Raw genomic sequence first — 22,864 nt, 5'->3', positions numbered from 1 at the left:
TGCGGCAGGTTTAATGCCTGAATTCCAGCTCTGGTGGCACGGCAAGCGCTAGCTCAAAAGTTTGTTCACCATCTGTGATCAATAACTTGTCATCTTCCCGCCACAGATCCAACTGCATATGACCTTTAAGCATGCTGCAAAAATCCAGTAACTGTTGATGCGATAACATATGAAACTGTACATTTCTGAAATGTTGTTTGTATTGGCTCTTTATTTTTTTCTGATCAGTTTCATCCAGAAATAACACCACCTGATCGGCCTGATGACTGGCGCGTTGCATATGTTTTTCACTGAGTAAATCAACATTACACCAAAGTTTGATATGGTCAGCCGCATCACTGACATACAAGTCAGGAGTTTTGCCTGCGCCTTCTGTTTTAGCCAATTGAGGTGAAGATTCGAAAAATGACAGGTAGGCCAGCAAACGGCGGGCAAAATGCTCCGCCAGTTCTGTTTTATAGGGAGCTATATAACAGGTGCGTTTTTGGTATACATGGCTGACCTCTGACGCATAATTCAGATCCAGTCTTATCACTTTGCTGACGACTTGCATACAGACACCTCACTGGTATCGGCAACAACCTCTGTTTAGTGTAGCTGAGATTGAATTGCACCGTAAATCAGATGCATAGCCAGTGCCAGTAATACTGCGCCCATTAAACGATCAAACCAAAAACCTTTACGTAGTAAAAAAGCTCTTACTTTTTCGCGGGTTAGGATCACAGATAAAAAAGCAAACCAGGCCGCAGTCGCACAAGCCATATAAACGCCGTAGATCACTTTGTACGAAAGTGGTGTAACAGGCGAAATAATGACGGCAAAAAGTGATAAGAAAAACAAGGTCGCTTTTGGGTTTAGACCATTAGTGACAAAACCTGAGGTAAAGGCTTTGAGCATTGATGGAGTCTCAGTCACTGGCTCTGTGACTACTTCTGCTGTGGTGTTGGTTGGCGCACCGCTCCGAATAGCCTGCCAGCCTATATAAGCCAGATAAGCTGCCGACAGTACGCTGAACAAAGTAAATAACCAGGGCGTGGTTTTGATCAGTAGCCCTAATCCAAGCAGCGAATAACAGACATGCAGAAAAATCGCCATACCTATGCCAATACTGGCTGCAAGTGCGACGTTGCGACCGTAACGCACCGCATAACGTAGAACTATGGCGAAATCAGGACCAGGGCTTGCGACAGCGACTAAATGAACGGTAGCGATTAAGATAAATTCAGGCCAGAACTCCATGCCTTATCCTTTTGATTCTTCGTAAATTATTGAGTTGATATTAAAACATGAGGCCGCAGTGCTTCGAAGTGAAATCTCGAAAAAATGTTACTTCATCACAAAAGTACTTGCGTCCAGATCGTTAATCCGTAAAAATGTTATAACATCACACTCATTAACTAACAGTAAAAAGGTTTTTCGATGCGCCCTTCTCTTTTTCAACTCTCTCCGCTGGCTGTGCTGGTCGCGTCAGTATTTTCAGCACAAGTGCAGGCACAAAGTACCACTATCAATGGTCTTGTTTTGGATACCAATGGACAAGCCATCGAACAAGCCCGTGTGCATGTTCATGGCCGTCAACAGTATGTCTATGCCGATAACAATGGGCGTTTTACTATTCAGGCTCCAGCGGATGCAGAACTGCATATTTCCGCCAAAGGTTATGGCGATCAATTTGTGAAGGTATCAGACGCCCAAAGCGACGAGTTAAAAATACAGCTACAGGCAGGTGGACTGGAGCGTATAGTCGTAGCGGCATCAGGTCTGCATCACTACGATTTAGAAATGGCCAACCCTGTGTCTGTTTTATCCGGTGAAGAACTCAGTCGCAAAACTGAACCAACTATAGGTGAAACCCTAAAATCCATGCCTGGCGTACACAGCAACTATTATGGTCCAGTTGCTGCCAGCCCTATTCTGCGTGGCTTAGACGGCCCAAGAGTCCGCATCTTAAGTAATGGTCTGGATTCTGCCGACGTATCACGTATTGGCCCGGATCACGCCATCAGTGCCGACGCTATTACCACTGAGCAAATTGAAGTCTTGCGTGGCCCTTCTACCTTGTTATACGGCAGCGGAGCTGTGGGTGGTGTGGTCAATGTGGTAGATAACAGATTACCGCGTCAGTTGCGCCCTGCCAGCACTCAAATTGAAACCCGCTACAGTTCTGGCGCAGATGAAAAAACTGCGGCTTTGGCTCACGATGGTGGTCAGGAACAAATTGCCTGGCATTTTGATGGCTTTAAACGCAAAACGAATAATTATGATGTGCCTGATTTTATGAATGACGAAGGCGAAAGCTCTGATCAACTAGCCAACTCCTGGCTGGATAACTCGGCCGTAAACGGCGGATTAAGCTGGATCACTGACAAAGGTTTGTTAGGTTTCTCTATAGGTCATATTGATAGTGAATACGGCATTCCAGGCCATCACCATCATCATGAAGAACACGAAGAAGATGAGCATGAAGAGGAAGAAGGCCATGAGGAAGCTGGTGTCTTTGCCCGGGTAAAACAGGACAGATACGGTTTAGCGGGTGAGCTGTATAAGCCATTCGCTGGCATTGAAACTTTGTCTTTTAGCAGCGCCCTGACCCGCTATCAGCATCATGAAATCGAAGGTGGAGCTATAGGTACCACCTTCAAAAATGACAGCTTTGAAAGTCGCTTTACCGCTGAGCATGAAACCTTCGCTGGCTGGCATGGTGTTGTGGGTTACCACCTGCAGCAAAGTGATTATAAGGCCATAGGTGAAGAAGCTTTTACACCAGACACTAAAACAGACTCCCACTCTTTATTTGTGCTGGAAGAACGTAGTTTTGGTGACTTCACGGCGCAGTTAGGTGCCCGTATTGAACAGGTCGACTACAAAGCTTCGGGCATTGAATTTGAGCATCACCATGATGAAGACGAAGCGGAGGAGCATCACGCCGAAAACGTCAAAAATGATTTTACTGCAGCCAGTGTCTCCGCAGGTTTAGTCTGGAATTTCCAGCCAGGTTACAACTGGGCGCTGTCAGTGAGCCGTTCTGAACGTGCGCCAAGTGCTGCTGAGCTCTATTCCAACGGCGCTCACATTGCCACTCAGACCTATGAGCTGGGTCTGGCTTACGCTCTGGATGCCGATGGCGAAATCACTCAATCTGAAACCGACTTCAAAAAAGAAGTCGCGAATAACATCGACCTGACCTTGCGTAAATTTGAAGGTGATTTCACTTTTACCTACAACCTGTTCTACAACAAAGTGCACAACTATCTGTACATGAAGGATTCTGGCTTAACCATGGCCGATCTGGAAGCTCATGATGAGGAAGATCATGAAGAAGACCATGATCATGAGCATGAAGGCGAAGAGTTTTCTGTTTTCCATTATCAGCAGCAGGATGCCACTTTATATGGTGCCGAATTCGCGATGGCCTACCAGCTGACACCAGAACAGGAACTTGAGTTTTTTATCGATTCAGTGCGGGCAAAGCTGGATAACGGCGGTGATTTACCTCGTATTCCTCCTATTAAAGTAGGAACTGGTTATAGCTATTCAGCAGAGGATTGGTCAGCAACTATCGACTGGACTCACTATATGAAGCAAAACCGTGTCGCTGCGGGTGAAAGCGCTACAGGCTCCTATCAGATCCTTGATTTAGGTTTTAGCTACTACTTTAATCTCAATGATCTGGACCTGACTGCTTTTGCTAAAGCCAATAACCTGACGGACGAATTGGGTTTTGTTCACAGTTCCTTTATCAAAGAAGATGCACCTCTGCCTGGCCGTTCTTTTACGTTAGGACTTAAAGCCCGCTTTTAGTATACCCTTCGGACTTGAAGCCGCAGCTTTGTTGAGTACGAGCTCTCGCCCCAGTCACATAGGTAAACTATGCTCCTGGGGTCTCACGCTCTTGTCGCCTCGCTGCAACTCCAATTACTTTGGGTATAGATAAGACTGTTAAGCACCTAAAACGCACAAGGCCCCGGTTATCGGGGCCTTGTTATCTGAATTCGTGAATTACTGACCTCTGGCGAACAGGCCAATCCCTTTGTCTTCCATCGCTTCCCGGTACCCTCCGAGCCATTGCGATCTTGTGTCTAAATTCTGATAAGGACAAATCTCTTTTGAGCGACCTGTGACAGCGGCGCGATAACCTTGAGCGTGGGCACGTTCTAAACGATCTCTTTTCTGTCTTTTCATAAGGCAATCTTCCTCGATCTGATAAATAACAAGCAACTTGCGTTGCACTTTAATAGATAGTTGAGTTGCCCAAAAGGTTCCACTAATAAACTTGCCCTCCCCCTATTGACATTAAGTAAGGACCTGAACTTATTTAAGATTTGATGACAAAATAATTTATTTTTTTTGAATTGTAGAAAGTAATTTATGACTTACATCAGTCATGATGTCCGGTATAGGCAGTCCAGGTCGGAAATCACCCCAATAAAAAAACCGCCGAAGCGGTTTTTTTATGTTATCTAAACGTCAGCAGCCCATTAAGACTGACGACGTCTTAACAGTAATATTGGCAACAACAGCAGACTGAACCAGCCCATAGAGCCACCTTTACGTTCATAAGTAATATCTTCCTGAACGTTGCAGCTATCGATAGTGCCATTTGGTATTGGAATTAATTTAACAGCTCTGGACACGTTCTCCATCACAGGATTGCCAGCACTGTCCTTCACCACGTCACCTTTCGCATCACGTTGCTCTACAGAGTAGATGGCATTGGCGATTATTTCGTTGTTGTTGTTGATATCTTTGGCTTCAACCAGCGTAAATTCTGCACCACATGGCAACAAAGTATTCAGGTCAGTCATACTTTGGTCTTCCATATTGTACAAAAATGCAACCTGACGACGTGTAGTGCCATCTTCTGGTACCACTTCAGCTGCACCTACAATCATATTGTTTTCGTTAATTGCTGATGGAGTTGTGCCTGAGGTACTAAAGAAACCATTTGGATAAGTTACTGTTTTTGTATTGTAATCAAAAATAAACATCCGATTACGGGCTATACCATTAAATCTCTTATTCGCAAGACCCACTACGATATTTTCGTTGTTGATATCGCTTGCTGCGCTGACGTCCCACTCTAACGGATCAACAATAGCTGAAACTTCGCCTTCAGCGAAGATGGTGGCATGGTTCTGACTCACCTGACGTTCTGCGTCAGTGTAGGTAGATACACCTACAGCTATACCTGAGTCATTCACAGACAAAGCACGGCTTACATAACCAGCTTCATTGGTATCTTCAACATATGGCCCAAGGAAACCATATTCAACAGGCGCAGAGATCTGAGCCGACTCGTTCATCTTCCAGACTAAAGCTCTCTCTACATAGGCAGAGCCGGAAGCAGAGTAATAACACAAATTGACCGGACTCTTTTCACCAATACAGTTTTTCTCGATTGACTCTTTGATGGTATCCGGCATAGATACGCTACCAGAACCTGCGATGTAGTTGGTTTCGCTGATCTTGGCGGCGTTGGCAAAACCACCACCCAGCTCTTCGAATGGAATAGGCAGCGGGATAACGCTGTTTCCATTGACTACATAGGATTTGATATATCCCAGATCAGGAACCCACAGTTCCACTGTTTCCGGAGATGGAACTTCTTCTGTGGCCGCTGGGGTAAAGCTTTGCAGTGTAAAAGGAGTTGTCGCTGCTGCTATGGCATTTCCACTATTGTTAATGTCGTAGACATATTCCCTGTTCGTTGGTACTGCAGCTTGTTCTCTGATCCGGATCGGCGCACCAGTAGACAAATTTAATGCCTGAACATCACTGTAACGCTGAATTTCAAAATCAGCTGCTTTGGCAGACAGATAATTCACCAATATCGACAATGAGGATGCAGTAACATTACCTAATTTAATCTGCTCAATAGCTTCAGCAGAAAGCGCAGAAGTTAAAGTGGTATCTTCGAAATCTAACCGGCTTACATCGACAGGAAAGTTATAGATAACACTGCCATTACCTACTATGTCACCATTGTCATTCAAGGCTGCGCCAAACTGAGAGCGTGTTGTGCTGACTTGCGGCAACTCCTGAACCTGATAAACGGCGGCGTATGCTGAACTGGCGGCCAGGCCGGGTAATAAGGCTAATACTACGGGCGATAATCTCATTCAGGTCCCCTGTTACTGCTGATTTAATGCTTCTAATTGTTCCCAACGCTCATAGGCGTGCGCGAGCTTCGACTCAGCCTCATGCAATTGGTTCAACGCTTTTTGGGTGTCGTCGGCATTTTGCCGGAAAAATTGTGGATCATTCACTTGCTGCTGCAAGGCACTTAATTCTGCATCAAGTGTCTCGATTAAAGCGGGCAATAGTTCCAGTTCTCTTTTCTCTTTGTATGATAACTTCTTACTGCTTGTGGATGAAAGCTCCACAGGCTTTTCTTCGACAGGTTTTACACTTTTTTGCACTGTTTCAACAGCTTTTGTAGTGTTTTGCTGGCGTTTTTGGTAGGCAACCACATCTTCATAGTCACCTGCTATGTCAACCACCTTGCCCTGACCGGCAAAATACAGCGAACTTGTCACTGTATTATTGACGAATTCACGGTCATGGCTCACCAGCAGCACAGTGCCTTGATACTGCTGCAGAATATCCTCTAATAGCTCTAGGGTTTCTACATCCAGATCGTTAGTGGGTTCATCGAGGATCAGTAAATTGCTTGGCTTAGCGAATAAACGCGCCAGCAATAAGCGGTTTTTCTCACCACCAGATAAAGCCCGAACCGGTGTTCTGGCGCGCGCCGGTGCAAATAAGAAGTCCTGCAGGTAACTCAGTACATGACGGGTCTGGCCGTTCTGAACAATTTCCTGCTTACCATCAGCGACGTTATCCTGCACTGTAGCATTTAAATCCAATTGAATACGGTGCTGATCAAAATAGGCCACTTCAAGGTTAGTGCCACGTTTAATCTCACCGCTGTCGGCATTGTATTCACCAAGCAGAGTTTTGATTAAGGTGGATTTACCCACACCGTTTGGTCCTACTAAAGCAATACGATCACCTCGCATCACTAAAATGTTGATGTCTTTAAGAACCGTCTCGCCTTTAAAGCTGACATTCACATCTTTAGTCTCAAACACCAGCTTGCCGGACTTTTGTGATTGCTCTATGGCAAATTCAACCTTGCCCATTTGTTCAACCCGGGCAGCGCGTTCGTTACGCAACTCTTTTAAAGCGCGAACACGGCCTTCGTTACGGGTACGACGAGCTTTAATGCCCTGACGGATCCAGACTTCTTCTTCCGCCAGCTTCTTATCAAACAGCGCATTGTGCTGCTGCTCAACTTCCAGCAGTTTTTGCTTACGCTCCAGGTACTCGGCGTAATTACCCGGATGCGAGGTTAATTCACCACGGTCCAAATCGATGATACGGCTGGCCAAAGCACGGATAAAGGCCCTGTCGTGCGAGATAAAAATGATCGCGCCTTTGAAGTTCATAAAGAACTGCTCCAGCCATTGAATAGCAGCCACATCCAAGTGGTTAGTCGGTTCATCCAGCAGTAAAACAGTCGGTTGTGATACCAGAGCCTTTGCTAAAGCGGCTTTACGTAACCAACCACCTGATAAAGACGCCAAAGTGGTGTTTGGGTCCATTTCAAACTGCAGGCACAGCTCTTCAATGCGGCTTTCTAACTGCCAGCCATGACGGGTATCTAGTTCAGCCTGTAAAGTGCCAAATTCACGTTGTTCAGCTTCGGTTGCATCAGAGAAGTGGTCGGCCAGATGATAAAAACGCTGTAGTTTTTCAGCTAAATCGCCCGCACCTTCACGAATAAAATCCGCCACCTTAATATCAACACGAGCTGGAGGGTCTTGCTCTAAGCGGCTGATAATTAAATTATTCTGCCGTACCACCTGGCCGTCATCCAAATTTTGATGACCGGTCAATATTTTTAAGAAGGATGATTTACCAGCACCGTTGCGACCAACCAAACAGACGCGTTCGCCGGCAAATAAACTAAAATCCACTTTATCTAAAATGGGGTGTGTACCAAAAGCAAGGCTGGCTTGCTGAAAACGTAATAATTCCACTCTTTATAATCCTGACGACTGCTGACGCAGCAGTTGTTGTATCTGTTCAAGTTCAAAGGGCCAGAACAGTTCCTGTTCATTCACTTTTAACACCGGAATATGCACACGATAGCGCTCAAAAGCCGCCGGTTCGTCCACTATATCTATAATTTCAACAGCACCTGCGACACCTGCCTGCAGCAGAAGCTGCTCGGCCTGTTCACACAAATGGCAACCCCAGGTGCTGTAAAGCCTAATTTGCATCAAAACTTACTCTTCAAGGCGTTTAAACAGCTCAAAGCACACGTGAATATTTGGATTACGTTTAAAATCTTCCGGCAAACTTTGGGCTGAAATATCTTTGATGATCCAGCCTGCTTCTTCCAGTTCAGCTTTGTCGATTTTAAAGCGTCTTTTATTGTTGGAGAAAATTACTTTGCCATTAGGCGCCAGACAACGACCTACCATGGTCAACAACTTGACATGATCACGTTGCACATCCCAGGTATCTTCCATCCGTTTTGAATTGGAGAAAGTTGGCGGGTCAACAAAGATTAAATCAAACTGGTTTTTACAGCCTTTCAGCCAATCCAGACAGTTATCCTGCACAAACTGATAGGCTTTGCCATCCAGACCATTGATCAGGAAGTTGCGTTTTGCCCAGTCCAGATAAGTATTTGACATATCTACAGTCGTCACCGACAAAGCGCCACCTAAGGCAGCATGCACCGAAGCTGTGCCTGTGTAGGCAAATAAATTCAGTACTTTTTTGCCTTTGGCTTGCTGTTGAATCGCCAAACGGGTGACGCGGTGGTCTAAAAACAAGCCGGTATCGAGATAATCACGCAGGTTGACTAAAAACTTAGCGCCATACTCTGTGACTTCTTTGTACTGACCGGCTTTGGCCAGCGCCTGGTACTGATCTTTACCTTTTTGTTTTTCACGAACTTTTAATACCAGCTTGTCGCTGCTAATGCCCAGCACTTTAGGCACCAGGTTCACCACATCAAACAAACGTTTTTGCGCAATTTGTTCATCAACGTTTGAAGGTGCTGCGTATTCATGGATCACTACTTCACCGTCATACCAGTCTACTGCCACATTGTATTCCGGAATATCGGCGTCATACATACGGTAGCAACTGATGTTTTCGCGTTTCGCCCACTTTTCCAGCTGCTTGACGTTTTTCTTCAGGCGATTGCCAAAAGATTCACTTTCCGCATAAAACAAGGCTGCACTTTGACTGTTGGCATTGACCTGTACTTGCTGTTCGGTCAAATCAAACATGGTAAATTCACAGTCTAATGGACCGTTAGTGAACTTATAGCTTTTGGCTTTAGATAACTTCAGCGCCCGCAATAAATCCGGGCTTGAGGTAATAATGGCTAAACGCCAGCCCTGGTAGTGTTTTTTCAGACCTAAAGAGAATTCAGCATACACAGGAATAAGCTGAGGCAAATCCCCTAAACGCTCACCGTATGGCGGGTTGGTAATAATAACGCCTTTGCCTGCGCACACCGCCGACTGAATTTGTGTCGCATCCTGGGTGATAAATTCAATAAAATCAGCTACACCAGCACGCTCTGCGTTCTGACGGGCTTTTTGCAAAGTACGCTCATCGGTATCGCTACCGACAAAAGTCACGCCTTCAGCAATAGCCTGACGTGAGCCTAAGGCTTCAGCACGCAGTTGTTGCCAGAGTTCTGGCTGGTGGTCGCCCCATTGTTCAAAAGCAAACTTTTCACGTTTTAAACCTGGAGCTAACTGACGTGCCATCAGCACTGCTTCTATTAATAGAGTACCGCTACCACAAAATGGGTCATACAAAGGCTGATCAGCCTTCCAGCCAGAGCGCAATAATAAAGCGGCAGCTAAATGCTCTTTTAATGGAGCTTCGCCCTGCTCTTTACGGTAACCACGCTGATGCAGTGACGGGCCGGAGAAATCCTGAAAGAAATGGAAATGCTGACGCTCTAAACGCACCTGAAAACGGACGTCCGGATCCATACGATCGACATTGGGGCGCTCGTCGTAACGCTCGCGGAACTGATCCACTATCGCATCTTTTACGCGCATGCCACCAAACTGGGTATTGTCTATGGTCGGGTGTTTACCGACACACTCAACCGCAAAACTTTGTTCCATCCGCATTAAAGAAGGCCAGTTAATGCGCATGGCGACCTGATACAGATCTGAATTGGCATCAATTTCGATGGATTGTTCCAGGCGTAGAATACGAGTCGCCAAACGCGACCATAAGCACAGCTGATATGCATCTTTAAGTTCAGCCTTAAAGCGCACCACGCCCATGCCTAATTTAATAATTTCGCCTTGATAACGACGGATCTCATCCGCCAACAGCTCTTCAACACCTTTGGATGTTAAGGCCCAGAATTCCAACATATGATCTGCCCTGCAATAAAATGGCGCACATTATAACAGAAGCGCTTTCGAAAGCATTGGGATGTTTTTCAGCTGAAAAACAAAGATTTGCGGGGCTACTACTCCAGAAACTGCCACTATCGCCTACTTAAAGACCTATGCGTTTAATAATTGTGCAGTCAGTTCACTTCTTTGGAATTTACTGATATTAAGCCTTGCGCTGCTATGTCAAAAGCTCTACTATGCGCCCCGCAAACACGGACGCGGGATGGAGCAGCCTGGTAGCTCGTCGGGCTCATAACCCGAAGGTCGTCGGTTCAAATCCGGCTCCCGCAACCAATTCGATGTTTGTTTTAAATCCTGATAGTTACTGCTCAACTATCAATACGGACGCGGGATGGAGCAGCCTGGTAGCTCGTCGGGCTCATAACCCGAAGGTCGTCGGTTCAAATCCGGCTCCCGCAACCAACTTAAGTTTTCTTAAGTAATTTAAAGAAGTAGTACCCCACTTAACACACTCTGCTCGGTGTTAAGATACGGACGCGGGATGGAGCAGCCTGGTAGCTCGTCGGGCTCATAACCCGAAGGTCGTCGGTTCAAATCCGGCTCCCGCAACCAACTTTAAAGCCAGCTTAATGCTGGTTTTTTTGTATCTGAAATTTAGGGTTTAAAAAGATGAAGCAGCCTGGTAGCTCGTCGGTCTCCTCTTTATAACCCCGTGGCGAAAGTCGTCGGTTCAAATCCGGCTCCTGCAACCAACTTTAAGGCCGACTTTTTAGTCGGTTTTTTTGTGTCTGAAATTTGGGATGGACCAGCCTGGTAGCTCGTCGGCCTCCTCTTTATAACCCCGGGCAAAGGTCGTCGGTTCAAATCCGGCTCCCGCAACCAACTTTAAAGCCGACTTTTTAGTCGGTTTTTTTGTGCCTGAAATTTGGGTTTTAAAAAGATGGAGCAGCCTGGTAGCTCGTCGGATTCCTCTTTATAGCCCTTCCCACATAAAAAAACCGGCGTAAAGGCCGGTCTCTATAATCTTAAAACGCTGAATCATTCGGATTGCAACAATAACTCTTCCAGGCAATGCTGCTGTATACCGTAGAAGCTTTTGATTTGTTGCACCTGAGCCAGAATCTGTTCGCGGCTTTTAGGCTTTTGGCTTTTTACCGCCAGGATCATTTTATTTTTGCTGGTGTGTTCCAGCGATATAAATTCAAACACCTGAGTGTCATACCCATAAGCTTCCAGCAATAAGGCGCGCAGGCTGTCGGTTAGCATTTCGGCTTGTTCACCTAAATGAATGCCGTGTTTGAGCATAGGTTGCAGTAACGGCGGGCTTATGAGTTGTGGCCGCAGTTGTTTATGGCAACAAGGCGAACACATAATCATTGAAACGCCGGTGCGAATGCCCATATGAATAGCGTAATCCGTAGCAATATCGCAGGCGTGCAGGGCTATCATCACATCTATGCCTTTAGCCTGAAAATGTTTTACATCGCCCTGCTCAAAACCAATACCCTGCAGATTTAAATCGCAGGCCACACCATTACATAAATCCACCAGCTCCTGGCGCAGCTCGACTCCTGTCACTTTGGCATCAAGCCCCAGCTGGTGTATCAGGTAGTCATGCACCGCAAAGGTCAGGTAGGCTTTGCCTGAACCAAAATCGGCAATATGCACTGCAGGTTTTTGTTTTAAACCGGTTTGACTTAAAGCCCGGTCAAAGACTTCGACAAACTTATTAATTTGCTTCCATTTGCGCGACATAGCCGGTACCAGCTTATGGTTGGTATCAGTCACACCTAGCTGTTGTAAAAAAGGTCTGTCCAGCGTCAGAAAACGCTGTTTTTCTTTATCATGCGTCAAGGCTGTGGCGCTTCCAGCTGCTTGCTTAATAGCTTTGGTGCTGCTTAACACTTTGCCTTTTTTACTGACACTTAATTGAGTTTCGCTGTCCAAAGCTGTGAAATGAGCAGCTTTGAATTCTGTGCCTAATAAATTTTGGATCTGTTGCAGCCCTTCGCTCACTGCAAAGTTTTTCGTAATATCGCGGGTTTTATGACGGTATAAAAAACTTAAATGTGCCACATCTTTCAGAGACACTGGCCGTACTTCAATCCGCACCAGGCTGGTATCCTCGCCCTGATAACTGCTTAACAGCAGCTTTTGCCAGCTGTTGTTTTCAAGCTTTTGTTGGAGAAGTTGGATAAAGGCGCTGAAATCTGAAGTACTCACTGAAATTCTCTGCAATCAAAAAAGGCCGTTAGTATAAACCTGACAGCTCGCCGGCTCCATAGTGCTTTATGGAGCCGGCGAGGTTTTTGCCTCTGGCAAAGGTTCTGAGTCAAACTCAATCTGAGACTTTTCAACAAAATATTCCGGCAGCTCAGCCTGAATAGCAGGAGTTAAATCCTTAAACTCATTAACCTGTTTCACCAGGTTCGCCCTGCCCTTATACAGCTGACTTTCTGCGGTTTCATAGGCTTCCTGCGCTTTGTTTAAGCTTTCTTTCACTCTTAAAAAGGTGGTCAGAAAGGTGCGAAGTTTGTTAAACACCGCATCCGCTCGTTTGGCCAATTCAGCCGTGTGTTTATGCTGCTCTTCGTAGCGCCACAACTGCCGCACTATATTCAGGCTGGTTAACAAAGTGGTAGGCGTCGCCACCAAAACATTCTGATTCAGCGCTTGCTGAAACAAAGTCTCATCGGCTTTTAGCGCTTCAACAAAAGCCGACTCAATAGGCACAAACATAAATACCAGATCGGGTGAATTCAGGCCCGGTAACTTGTGGTAATTACGGTCAGACAGCTCTTTAATTCGGGCCGCCATTGAAGCCACATGCTCCTGCAGCGCCAGTTTACGCTCTGTATCGTCTTCTGAATTGATATAACGGCTATAGGCATTTAAGGATACTTTGGCATCAATAATCAAATGTTTACCCTGGGGTAAAAACACCACTAAATCAGGCCGCAGTTTATTGCCATCTTCCTGGGTGACTGAAAACTCGCGCTGGTAATCCTGACCCGCTCTTAAACCTGAACGCTCCAGCACATTCTCTAAAACAAGTTCGCCCCAGTTACCCTGAGTTTTTTTCTGCCCTTTGAGTGCCACAGCCAGTTGATGCGCTTCTTCGGTGATCTGTTGATTGAGGATTTTTAAATGCTGCAGTTCGTGATTGAGCAGCGCCTGCTGCTGACTGTCTTTCAGGTGAATATCTTCCACTTTGCTTTTAAAGGCATCTAACTGCAAACGGAAAGGATTCAATAAGCTGTTTAACGCTTCCTGATTAGAGGCCTGGAAACGTACTGATTTATCTTCAAATATTTGCTGCGCAAGCTGCTGAAATTCAAGGCTGAGTTGTTGTTTGCTGTTTTGTAATAACGCCTGTTGCTCGGCAAAATGCTGCTGCTTTTCTTTTAAACTGATTTGCAAAGCACTGTATTCACGCTGCAGCTGCATATAGTCCTGCTGCTGGGCCTGATGTTGTTGTTTTAACTCAGTCCAGAGTTCTGACACCTGCTGATACTGGCTTTGACTACGGGCGAGTTCAGCGGCGTACTTTTGCTGTTGATAACTTAAATCTTTGAAGTCGTCCTGAGCCTGTTGCAGCTGCTGTTGAGCCTGCTGCAGCGTCTGTTGATCGTGCTGGCTTTGCTGAGCTTGTAGCTGGCTTGTGGTTTGTAATAAAGACAGTTGTTGCAGCAATTGATTGGTCTGTCGGCGCCAATACAGCATCCCCCACAGACAACAGACCATCACCACAGCAAAAACAATAGATAAAATAAACAAAGGTTGTGGGGTCATGGTCCTCTCTACATCAAGTCTGTCAGCGGATCGCGTTACCTAAAGCGCATTTATTTTCAATGCAAGCACTGACCGGAGGCATCAGCATCTGACAAGTGGACATTAAGCCAAGCTTTTCATTTTGCTGCTTTTTTAGCTTCTGGTAACGGTCGTTAGTGTAGCTTAACATTTTTTCATCTGTATGCAGTGTCGAGTAAAGCAAATACTGATCCGGTCCACCACAAGGGCGTGCGCCAACACCTATGACTTTACATTGGTTATCTTGTTGGCATTCTTTGTTTTCGGTCAGTCGTTCCAGCCGTAACTGCAATTGACGGGTGTCCAGTTGCAGTTGTGCCAAAGGACCATCCAATTGCGTTGCCAAACTATCTTTGTCTGCTGGTACAGTCTCACAACCGGCCAGTGACAACACAAGCACACTCAGAGTTAACGTTTTTTTCATTTTTCATCTCCTGAACAGCTTGCTCACCCAAACGGCGAAAAGCCTTGCGACAGCGCATTAGTAGCCTATCTTAGAGATCGAATTCAAAGCGGACAAGAGAGTTATAGAAGAAATTTGTAAGCAATTTATTAACTTGAGTAAAGAGGGCCAAAGCAGGCCCTCTTGAGAGTGAAGGTAAAAGTTAAATCTTAGCTTCCAGCTCTGGCAAGATAGCAAACAAATCGCCGACCAGACCATAATCCGCCACCTGAAAAATAGGCGCTTCAGGGTCTTTGTTAATCGCAACTATCACTTTAGAGTCTTTCATACCGGCCAAATGCTGAATAGCACCGGAAATACCTACAGCAATATACAAATCTGGCGCAACAATTTTACCTGTCTGGCCTACCTGCATATCGTTCGGCACGAAACCCGCGTCTACTGCAGCGCGTGATGCACCAATAGCGGCGTTCAGCTTGTCAGCAATACCGTTTAACAGCGCGAAGTTTTCGCCATTTTGCATACCGCGACCACCAGAGATGATCACTTTGGCTGCCGTCAGTTCTGGACGCTCTGACTTCGTCAGTTCTTCACTGACAAAACTCGATACACCAGCATCTTTCGCAAGGTTGATACTTTCAATAGCTGCATTATTGCCTGTCTCCACAGCATCAAAAGCTGCAGAGCGCACGGTCAGCACTTTAATAGCATCGCTGCTTTTTACTGTCGCTATCGCGTTACCAGCATAAACAGGACGCACAAAGGTATCGGCGCTTTCAATGGCTATGACGTCTGAAATTTGTGCGACGTCTAATAAAGCGGCAACACGGGGTAAAAAGTTTTTACCGTTAGTCGTCGCGCTGGCTACGACATGCTGATAATCCTTCGCCAGTTCTGTTACCAGCAAACTGATATTTTCAGCCAGTTGATGCTGATAAGCTGATGCATCGGCGTGTAATACCTTGCTCACACCTGCCAAAGTGGCAGCTTCTGCTGCGGCAGCTGAAGAATTAAAACCTGCCACTAACAAATGGATATCGCCACCAATTTGGCTGGCCGCTTTCACTGCTTTATGAGTATCAGCCTTCAGGCTCTGATTGTTGTGTTCTGCAATAACTAAAATGGCCATCAGATCACCTTCGCTTCTTGTTTTAATTTGGCAACTAACTCATCCACAGAGCTCACAACTACACCCGCTTTGCGACTTGCAGGGGCTGTCACTTTGACGGTCGTCACGTTAGAACTTAAGTTCACACCGTAGCTGTCGGCCGCTTTCACATCCAAAGGTTTTTTCTTAGCCTTCATAATGTTAGGCAGTGACGCATAACGTGGCTCGTTTAAGCGCAAGTCTGTCGATACGACTGCAGGTAAGTTCAATTCCACTTGCTGTAAACCGCCGTCTATTTCGCGGGTTACTTTTACTTTGCCATCGGCCACTACGACTTTTGACGCAAAAGTGCCCTGACCCATACCAGTTAATGCAGCCAGCATCTGGCCTGTCTGGTTGTTGTCTGAGTCTATGGCTTGTTTACCTAAAATCACCAATTGCGGCTGCTCGTCAGCCACAACTTTGCTTAATAATTTGGCCACTTGCAGCGAATCTAAAGTCAAATCGGTATCAATCTGCAAAGCACGATCTGCGCCTAAAGCTAAAGCGGTACGCAGTTGCTCCTGTACTGCAGCTGGACCAATAGAAACCACCACCACTTCTGTTGCAATGCCAGCTTCTTTTAAACGCACGGCTTCTTCTACCGCAATTTCACAAAACGGGTTTAATGCCATTTTAACGTTAGCTAAATCCACACCGCTTTGATCGGCCTTTACCCGTACTTTGACGTTGTAATCTATGACCCGTTTGACCGGTACTAAAATCTTCATAAAAACCCCATTCGGCCGCTATACTCAGCACTAAGTTGACGTTAAGGTAAAGCTGATTCTTTCCAGGTCATCAATCTACTTACTGTTGACGTTAACGTCAACCTGAAATACCCTAGCAAACAGCAGAAGTTATGAATTTTATGTCAAGATAATCATCCATCAGCAGAACAAGGCAAAAAGCCAGACAAAAAAGATGGATAAGTTGAGGTTGTTGTGGTTGAACGTGAGTCGATGGAATTTGATGTAGTGATAGTTGGTGCGGGCCCTGCGGGCTTATCAACAGCTATCCGCTTAGCTCAACAGGCCAAAACAGCGGGCACTGAAATAAGCTTATGTGTTGTCGAAAAAGGCTCTGAAGTTGGCGCCCATATTTTATCCGGCGCTGTATTTGAACCCCGCGCTTTAAATGAATTATTTCCTGACTGGCAAAAAATGCAGGCTCCCGTGACCGCTTCGGTTACGCAAGACCATATTTACCTGTTAAAAGACGAAACAGCAGCGCAAAAATTGCCAAACTTCCTGGTTCCAAAAACCATGCATAACGAAGGCAATTACATTGTCTCTATCGGCAACTTATGCCGCTGGTTAGCGACTCAGGCTGAACAACTGGGTGTTGAGATATTTCCTGGCTTTGCTGCCGCAGAGTTACTGATTGAAGATAATATCGTTAAAGGCGTGATTACAGGTGAAATGGGTGTAGCCCATGATGGCAGTCAGAAAGACAGCTATGTCCCTGCTATGGAGCTTAGAGGTAAATACACTGTCTTTGCTGAAGGCTGCCGCGGCCATTTAGGTAAAGAACTGATTGCACGTTTTGAGCTGGATAAAGACTGTTCTCCTCAGCATTATGCTTTAGGCTTTAAAGAAATCTGGGATGTGCCTGCAGAGCAGCATCAACAAGGTTTAGTAGTCCATAGCGCTGGCTGGCCATTGCAACAAGATACCAGCGGCGGTGGCTATTTGTACCACGCCGAAGGTCAGCAGATTGTGGTCGGTTTAATTGTCGATTTGAACTACAGCAACCCACATCTGAGTCCTTTTGAAGAATTTCAGCGTTACAAACAGCATCCGGTCATTAAACAGTACCTGCAAGGCGGTAAACGTGTGTCTTATGGCGCCCGCGCTATTGCCAAAGGCGGCCTGAACAGCCTGCCTAAGATGACTTTCCCTGGTGGTGTTTTGGTTGGCTGTGACGCTGGTACCTTGAATTTTGCCAAAATTAAAGGCAACCATACCGCGATGAAATCCGGCATGTTGGCTGCAGAAACTATTTTTGCGGCATTGCAGCAAGACAAAACCGGTGCTGATCTCACTGAATTTGCTGAGCATTTCAAGCAAAGCTGGTTATTTGATGAGTTGTTCAGAAGCCGCAACTTTGGCCCTGCTATGCATAAATTTGGTTCATTCTGGGGTGGCGCGTTTAATACACTGGATCAGAATATCTTCGCTGGCAAACTGCCCTTCACGTTAAAAGATGACACTGTTGATCATTTGACGTTAAGAACAGCGGCCGAAGCGCCTAAAATTCAGTATGCTAAACCAGACAATCAATTGAGCTTTGACCGTTTGTCGTCGGTGTATCTATCCAACACTAACCATGAAGAAGATCAGCCTTGCCATTTAAAACTGGCTGACGCTTCTATTCCTGTCACTGTGAACTTAGCTTTGTATGATGAACCTGCCCAGCGTTATTGCCCTGCAGGTGTTTACGAAATCATTGAAGAGAATAATCAGCCAAGACTGCAGATCAATGCACAGAACTGTATTCACTGTAAAACCTGCGATATTAAAGACCCACGTCAGAACATCACCTGGGTGACACCTGAAGGTGCCGGTGGTCCAAACTATCCGAATATGTAGGGCCAAATATGTAACGGTCAGGGGGATGGGATCAGAAGCAAAAAACTAAAATCGACAGCTTCTGATCCCATTTATTTTTACGCAATTGCGGACTTTTTCAGTTTTATTTTCCTGATTATCAAAAAGTTCAATTCTCTTCGATGATTTTGCTGTACTGTTCTTCATGCCAATTGTAATAATAGACAGCTAAGTCTATGTTTATGACTTGAATAGATAGCAGCTAAGAACAATAAAAATAGCCCGGAAGGTCATCCATGAGTACAAAAGTGATAAAAAGCAGCGCCGGTAAAGACGATGTCAATTTAACAGTGCGTCCATTTTCTGCGACTGAAACTGAAGCTGACCTGAATTTTGGTTCAGGCCGCTACATGTATTTCACTGAACGCGATCTGAGTCGGATTTTGTCCAATCTGGATGCTTTACGAAACAGTGTCTTCCCCATTCCGGCTTCAGAAGTCGAAGACGTCAACAGACGTCAGCAACAATTCCCTTCGGTCTGTTTAATAGGTTTAGGCCGATGTGGTTCTAATATAGCGCTGGACGTGGCTTCTCTTGTGTATAACGCCCGCAGCTTCTATATGAACGAATTTAATATTGAAGAACGTCAGCAAAAAGAAACTGAATACCGTCCTGTGCGTTGGATTAAGAAAGGTTTAAACCTGGATAAATCGCATCAGGTCAAACCTGTGTTTCTGATTGAACCTCTGGTGATGTTGGGGGATTTGGATAAAGACATCGAAGGTCGTATTCGTTTCTCGCACAAAGGTGAAAAATCTAACTTTCTGCAAGACTACAACAAGATGAAAATTATGGACTTGTCAGAAGTCCATGCCGGTGGTGCAGGTAACGCTCCTATTTTGGGTCAGTATTTAGCAAAAATCATTCTGAACAAAGATACACAGAAGTTTTCTAATCCGGATTGGAAATTCATTCACTCTTATCTGATTGACTCCTGTGGCATCAAAGCCAACCAATCCCGTCTGTATTTCTATATTTTCAGCGCCGGTGGTGGTACAGGTTCTGGTATGGCCTCAGAGTTTGGTTTGGCCCAGCAATACGCTTATATGGCCAAGACCTTCGACACCAGACCAGAAATGGAAAATGAAGCCAACGCTGGTCACTCTTTTGTATTTGAACCTATATTCACCAGCGGTATCTGTATTCTGCCGAATATTACCGATCATGGCGTGGAGATGTCTGAAGCTCTGCATATCAACTCAGGTCGTTTGTTATGTAAGTACCTGGCTGAAGAATGGGATTTCTCTTACAACCTGGAAAATGAAGACAGCGACGAATCCAGCGTGATGCACCGCATCCGTCCATGGAACGCGATGATGCTGATTTCTAACGACATTATGCGTTATGCCGAAGAAACTGATGATGGCGAAATTCAGCATATCGACGTGAATGCGATGGAGAAATATGCCAACCAGTATATTTCTCAACAGATTTTCAACATCCTCACAGCTCAGGCTGTCACCACAGATTACGACGAAAACTACTTCCGCCGTGCCGGCATCGACATTGGTGAAACCATACGTTTAGACGCTAACGACTTGTTTATGAGTCTGGCTGGCCCCGTTGCCGTGGCTTATGCTGAATCAGTGATCCCAAGCACCCCTGCTGCTGTGGATAAACTGAAACTCTTCGATAAAAACAGCAATAGTGGTTTGAACATTGACGATCTGTTTTTCCGCTCCATTGACCTGCCCCACTTTAACAAAGTGACACAGGCCATTGAGGGCATCAGTTTATTACCTATAGAGTCTGGTCGTTACCGTGAAGCTTTAGCTTCTTATGTGAAAAGCGGCTACGATCCAAAAGATTTAAAAGATCTGCATTTCTTTAAGAACTGTTCGTCAGTCGTCTCTATTATTTCGTTGCCAAAAGACTACAAACTGTCGTACATGGATTTAAATCGCCTGAAGAGCCATTTAAATACCTTGTTCCCAAACACTACCTTAAAGCGTTATGCACTGGTGATTGGCGCTTCAGCGAATATCTCGCTGACCACACTGATTGTAAAAAGTCCGTGTTTAAGTGACGACTTCCTGACCTTGATTGTGTCTTTTATCAAACGTTGTTTCGCCAAAGACGACTATCGCTTTAATGATTCGCTGGACAAAGCCATGCTGGACTTTATCCGTGATGAACACTTCGATGAAGAGCGTTTGGACAGCATGCTGCATGAGTTTGAAAATCCAGCGAAAATTCTCGATACCAATTGGTATGCGATCAAACCCATGTACGAGAAAAAATACCGTGAGCTGATCCGTAATAAAGACAAGTTTGTCTCTATTAATGACATTCGTTTATCCCGCGACAGTGTGAAAAAGTCGATTCATTATCTGCGTGAGATTTATCGTCATAAGATCAGTAAAACCAAGGTTATTTCACTGAATAACCTTTCAGACAAGCAGTCTGACAAAGCAGCAAAAGCTGATCCCGGTGCGGATAAAGCCTAAGTCTGAAGGCCTCCGCATTGCGGGGGCTTTTTTTATGTCCATGGAAGGACGGTATGTCACTGTCACCACTGTCTGGAACAGTGTTGTGGCCCTAACACCGCTTAATCTGTTTATTTTTATAGCCTTGGAGTCCTTTATGAAGTCATCACGTTTTCTGACGCTGACTAGTCTGATGTTCTGCTCTTTTATTTCTCAAGCCGTCACTCACGATAATATGAATGCCACCTTGTGGTACCAAACCTCAGCCGAATTTAAAGCCAGTGCCATTCAGACATACCAGACCGCTGCTTTGCAGTTACCTCAGGCTATTGCTAATAAAAGCTGGACAGCTTTACCAAATCAGACCACCGACTACCAGCAGCTGCCGATGGCCATTATTGTTGATATAGACGAGACTATTCTGGATAACTCACCCACAGCGGCCCAAGGCGTTTTATTAAATCTGGGTTATGAGCCAAAACGTTGGGATCAATGGGTTGCCATGGCCGCAGCCAAAGCAGTACCAGGCGCTGTCTCTTTTGTGAATAAAGCTGAAGCTGCTGGTGTGAAGGTGCTGTATATCAGCAACCGTGAGTGTGAAAAGCGTGCTGGCTCCAATGACAGCTGCCCACAAAAAACCGACACGCTGCGTAACTTAAAAGCTGTGGGCATCGCAAAAATTGATGCCTCACAAATTTGGTTAAAGTCAGAACAAAAAGGCTGGAGCAGCGAAAAAGAAAGCCGCCGTCTGCTTGCCGCCAAAGATTTCCGTATTTTAATGTCGATTGGTGATGACTTTGGCGATTTCCTGCCTGACGTGAAGAAAAATATCACGCCTGAACAACGTTCAGCTTTGGTGGACAAGTACCAGGACTATTGGGGCGCAAAATGGTTTGTATTGGCCAACCCGACTTACGGTTCCTGGCAGACTATTTTAAAGCAGCCAAACAGTCAGTATTTGCAGTCTGTGCCAGAAACTAAGTAGTGGCTCCTGGTTCCACTAAAAAAGGGCCTGATGGCCCTTTTTTCATTACGAAGAGATTAAGGTAAAGGCTTACCCCTGGCAGCAACATAAAGCGCATACCAGTGTTCACGGCTTAAGTTGACGGTTAAGGCTTTCTGGCAAGCGGCAATACGAGCTGGTGAGGTTGTGCCTATCACAGGCTGAATACCTGCCGGGTGTTTTAGTAGAAAGGCCAGAGCTATAGCTTCAGGACTGGTTTGATAATCCGCAGCTAATGAAGCAACTAATGCAGCTGTAGAGCGCTGGGCGGCAGTTTCGGGTGTGCGACCACCGGTAAACAAGCCTTGTGCCAGACTGCCCCAAGCCTGCAGTTGTACTTTGTGCAACTGACAGTATTCGACTGTGCCGTAACTGTAATGGTGAGCTGCACCATCCGGCATAGCCGTCAGTACGTTTTGCTCCAGCCAGTTTAAGTCGTTCAGGCTCATTTGCAGCTGATTTGCTACCAATGGATCGGGCAATACAGATTGCAGTAACTGCATTTGTGGCCAACCAAAATTGGAAACACCAAAAGCTTTCACTTTACCTTGTTGTTTCAGCTCTGCAAAAGCTTCAGCCACTTCGTCAATCAACATCAGTTGATCCGGTCTGTGCAGCAATAAAATATCTAAATAGTCGGTTTGCAGTCGTTTTAGCGACTGATGTACTGATTCGACAATATAACTTTTACTAAAATCATAACGCCCAACTGCGGTTGCATCAGCAAAACGGATAGCACATTTACTTTGCAGTATCAGCTTTTCACGTAAGCCGGAATGAGCCGCCAGATATTCACCAAACACAGCTTCGGCTTTGCCTCTGGTGTAAATATCCGCGTGATCAAAAAAGCGAATATTGGCTTCAAGTGCCGCATCTATAGCGGTAAAAGATAAATCTCGTTGTTCTTTACTGGTGGTGGGTTGATCCCAGCTGCCACCCAATCCCATGCAACCATAAACTAAGGCATCGGCTTTGGGGAAATAATGCTGAATAGGTAACATCAGTGGTCCCTTCTAAATAGTGAGCTGCAAGTTTACCTGATCTGGTCGCCTTGCCA

Annotated in this window: 17 protein-coding genes and 4 tRNA genes; 8 read left to right on the top strand and 13 right to left on the bottom strand. The window is 45.6% G+C overall.

The window, feature by feature from the left end; all coding sequences use genetic code 11:
* Positions 1-10 precede the first annotated feature (10 nt).
* Positions 11-553 (bottom strand): YaeQ family protein, encoded by a 543-nt coding sequence (locus tag LSG34_RS01910; RefSeq protein ID WP_233007121.1) that lies wholly within the window; start codon positions 551-553, stop codon positions 11-13.
* 35 nt (positions 554-588) lie between these two features.
* Complete coding sequence (locus LSG34_RS01905; protein WP_233007120.1) at positions 589-1,239, bottom strand: LysE family translocator; 651 nt, start codon at positions 1,237-1,239, stop codon at positions 589-591.
* A 180-nt stretch (positions 1,240-1,419) separates the two neighbouring features.
* On the opposite strand from LSG34_RS01905, the gene LSG34_RS01900 reads away from it, so the two are divergent.
* Positions 1,420-3,801: a TonB-dependent receptor domain-containing protein gene (locus LSG34_RS01900; RefSeq protein WP_233007119.1), complete on the top strand. Its 2,382-nt coding sequence runs from the start codon at positions 1,420-1,422 to the stop codon at positions 3,799-3,801.
* Between the two features lie 198 nt (positions 3,802-3,999).
* On the opposite strand, the gene rmf is transcribed toward LSG34_RS01900, so the two are convergent.
* From rmf to rlmKL, 5 genes are all read right to left on the bottom strand, one after another.
* Positions 4,000-4,182: a ribosome modulation factor gene (rmf, locus tag LSG34_RS01895; RefSeq protein WP_046521510.1), complete on the bottom strand. Its 183-nt coding sequence runs from the start codon at positions 4,180-4,182 to the stop codon at positions 4,000-4,002.
* Between the two features lie 296 nt (positions 4,183-4,478).
* A complete protein-coding gene (locus LSG34_RS01890; protein WP_233007118.1) occupies positions 4,479-6,119 on the bottom strand; it encodes a DUF3466 family protein in 1,641 nt (546 codons plus the stop codon).
* A 12-nt stretch (positions 6,120-6,131) separates the two neighbouring features.
* Complete coding sequence (gene uup, locus LSG34_RS01885; RefSeq protein ID WP_233007117.1) at positions 6,132-8,042, bottom strand: ATP-binding cassette ATPase Uup; 1,911 nt, start codon at positions 8,040-8,042, stop codon at positions 6,132-6,134.
* A gap of 3 nt (positions 8,043-8,045) precedes the next feature.
* Positions 8,046-8,285, bottom strand: a complete 240-nt coding sequence (locus tag LSG34_RS01880) for a glutaredoxin family protein (RefSeq protein WP_233007116.1) — start codon at positions 8,283-8,285, stop codon at positions 8,046-8,048.
* A gap of 6 nt (positions 8,286-8,291) precedes the next feature.
* Positions 8,292-10,424: a bifunctional 23S rRNA (guanine(2069)-N(7))-methyltransferase RlmK/23S rRNA (guanine(2445)-N(2))-methyltransferase RlmL gene (rlmKL, locus tag LSG34_RS01875; RefSeq protein ID WP_233007115.1), complete on the bottom strand. Its 2,133-nt coding sequence runs from the start codon at positions 10,422-10,424 to the stop codon at positions 8,292-8,294.
* A 241-nt stretch (positions 10,425-10,665) separates the two neighbouring features.
* On the opposite strand from rlmKL, the gene LSG34_RS01870 reads away from it, so the two are divergent.
* The 4 genes from LSG34_RS01870 (at position 10,666) to LSG34_RS01855 (ending at position 11,291) form a co-directional block, all read left to right on the top strand.
* A tRNA-Met gene (locus tag LSG34_RS01870) sits at positions 10,666-10,742 on the top strand.
* A gap of 52 nt (positions 10,743-10,794) precedes the next feature.
* A tRNA-Met gene (locus LSG34_RS01865) sits at positions 10,795-10,871 on the top strand.
* Positions 10,872-10,944: 73 nt separating this feature from the next.
* A tRNA-Met gene (locus LSG34_RS01860) sits at positions 10,945-11,021 on the top strand.
* Positions 11,022-11,203: 182 nt separating this feature from the next.
* Positions 11,204-11,291 (top strand) — tRNA-OTHER (locus LSG34_RS01855).
* A gap of 156 nt (positions 11,292-11,447) precedes the next feature.
* Here LSG34_RS01855 and LSG34_RS01850 read toward each other — a convergent pair.
* The 5 genes from LSG34_RS01850 to LSG34_RS01830 form a co-directional block, all read right to left on the bottom strand.
* Positions 11,448-12,632: a class I SAM-dependent methyltransferase gene (locus LSG34_RS01850; protein ID WP_233007114.1), complete on the bottom strand. Its 1,185-nt coding sequence runs from the start codon at positions 12,630-12,632 to the stop codon at positions 11,448-11,450.
* Between the two features lie 66 nt (positions 12,633-12,698).
* Positions 12,699-14,201, bottom strand: a complete 1,503-nt coding sequence (locus LSG34_RS01845; RefSeq protein WP_233007113.1) for a DNA recombination protein RmuC — start codon at positions 14,199-14,201, stop codon at positions 12,699-12,701.
* Between the two features lie 22 nt (positions 14,202-14,223).
* Entirely contained in the window at positions 14,224-14,643 is a 420-nt protein-coding gene (locus LSG34_RS01840; protein WP_233007112.1) for a hypothetical protein, read from the bottom strand.
* A gap of 181 nt (positions 14,644-14,824) precedes the next feature.
* Positions 14,825-15,751 (bottom strand): electron transfer flavoprotein subunit alpha/FixB family protein, encoded by a 927-nt coding sequence (locus LSG34_RS01835; protein ID WP_233007111.1) that lies wholly within the window; start codon positions 15,749-15,751, stop codon positions 14,825-14,827.
* A complete protein-coding gene (locus LSG34_RS01830) occupies positions 15,751-16,500 on the bottom strand; it encodes an electron transfer flavoprotein subunit beta/FixA family protein (protein ID WP_233007110.1) in 750 nt (249 codons plus the stop codon). Before LSG34_RS01830 ends, LSG34_RS01835 begins: the two co-directional genes overlap by 1 nt.
* A gap of 231 nt (positions 16,501-16,731) precedes the next feature.
* Here LSG34_RS01830 and LSG34_RS01825 point away from each other — a divergent pair, with 231 nt between their 5' ends.
* From LSG34_RS01825 to LSG34_RS01815, 3 genes are all read left to right on the top strand, one after another.
* Positions 16,732-18,360, top strand: a complete 1,629-nt coding sequence (locus LSG34_RS01825; RefSeq protein ID WP_233007438.1) for an electron transfer flavoprotein-ubiquinone oxidoreductase — start codon at positions 16,732-16,734, stop codon at positions 18,358-18,360.
* 368 nt (positions 18,361-18,728) lie between these two features.
* Positions 18,729-20,825, top strand: coding sequence for a hypothetical protein (locus LSG34_RS01820; RefSeq protein WP_233007437.1), 2,097 nt, complete (start codon positions 18,729-18,731; stop codon positions 20,823-20,825).
* A 136-nt stretch (positions 20,826-20,961) separates the two neighbouring features.
* Positions 20,962-21,789 carry a 5'-nucleotidase, lipoprotein e(P4) family gene (locus LSG34_RS01815; protein ID WP_233007109.1) on the top strand — a complete coding sequence of 276 codons (828 nt, stop codon included), beginning with the start codon at positions 20,962-20,964 and terminating at the stop codon, positions 21,787-21,789.
* 56 nt (positions 21,790-21,845) lie between these two features.
* Here LSG34_RS01815 and LSG34_RS01810 read toward each other — a convergent pair whose 3' ends face one another.
* Positions 21,846-22,808 carry an aldo/keto reductase gene (locus LSG34_RS01810; protein WP_233007108.1) on the bottom strand — a complete coding sequence of 321 codons (963 nt, stop codon included), beginning with the start codon at positions 22,806-22,808 and terminating at the stop codon, positions 21,846-21,848.
* Between the last annotated feature and the right edge of the window lie 56 nt (positions 22,809-22,864).

Origin of the sequence: Rheinheimera faecalis (genome assembly GCF_021290965.1) — a bacterium.
Lineage (GTDB): Bacteria > Pseudomonadota > Gammaproteobacteria > Enterobacterales > Alteromonadaceae > Pararheinheimera > Pararheinheimera faecalis.
This window is presented reverse-complemented; position numbering and strand designations above follow the sequence as displayed.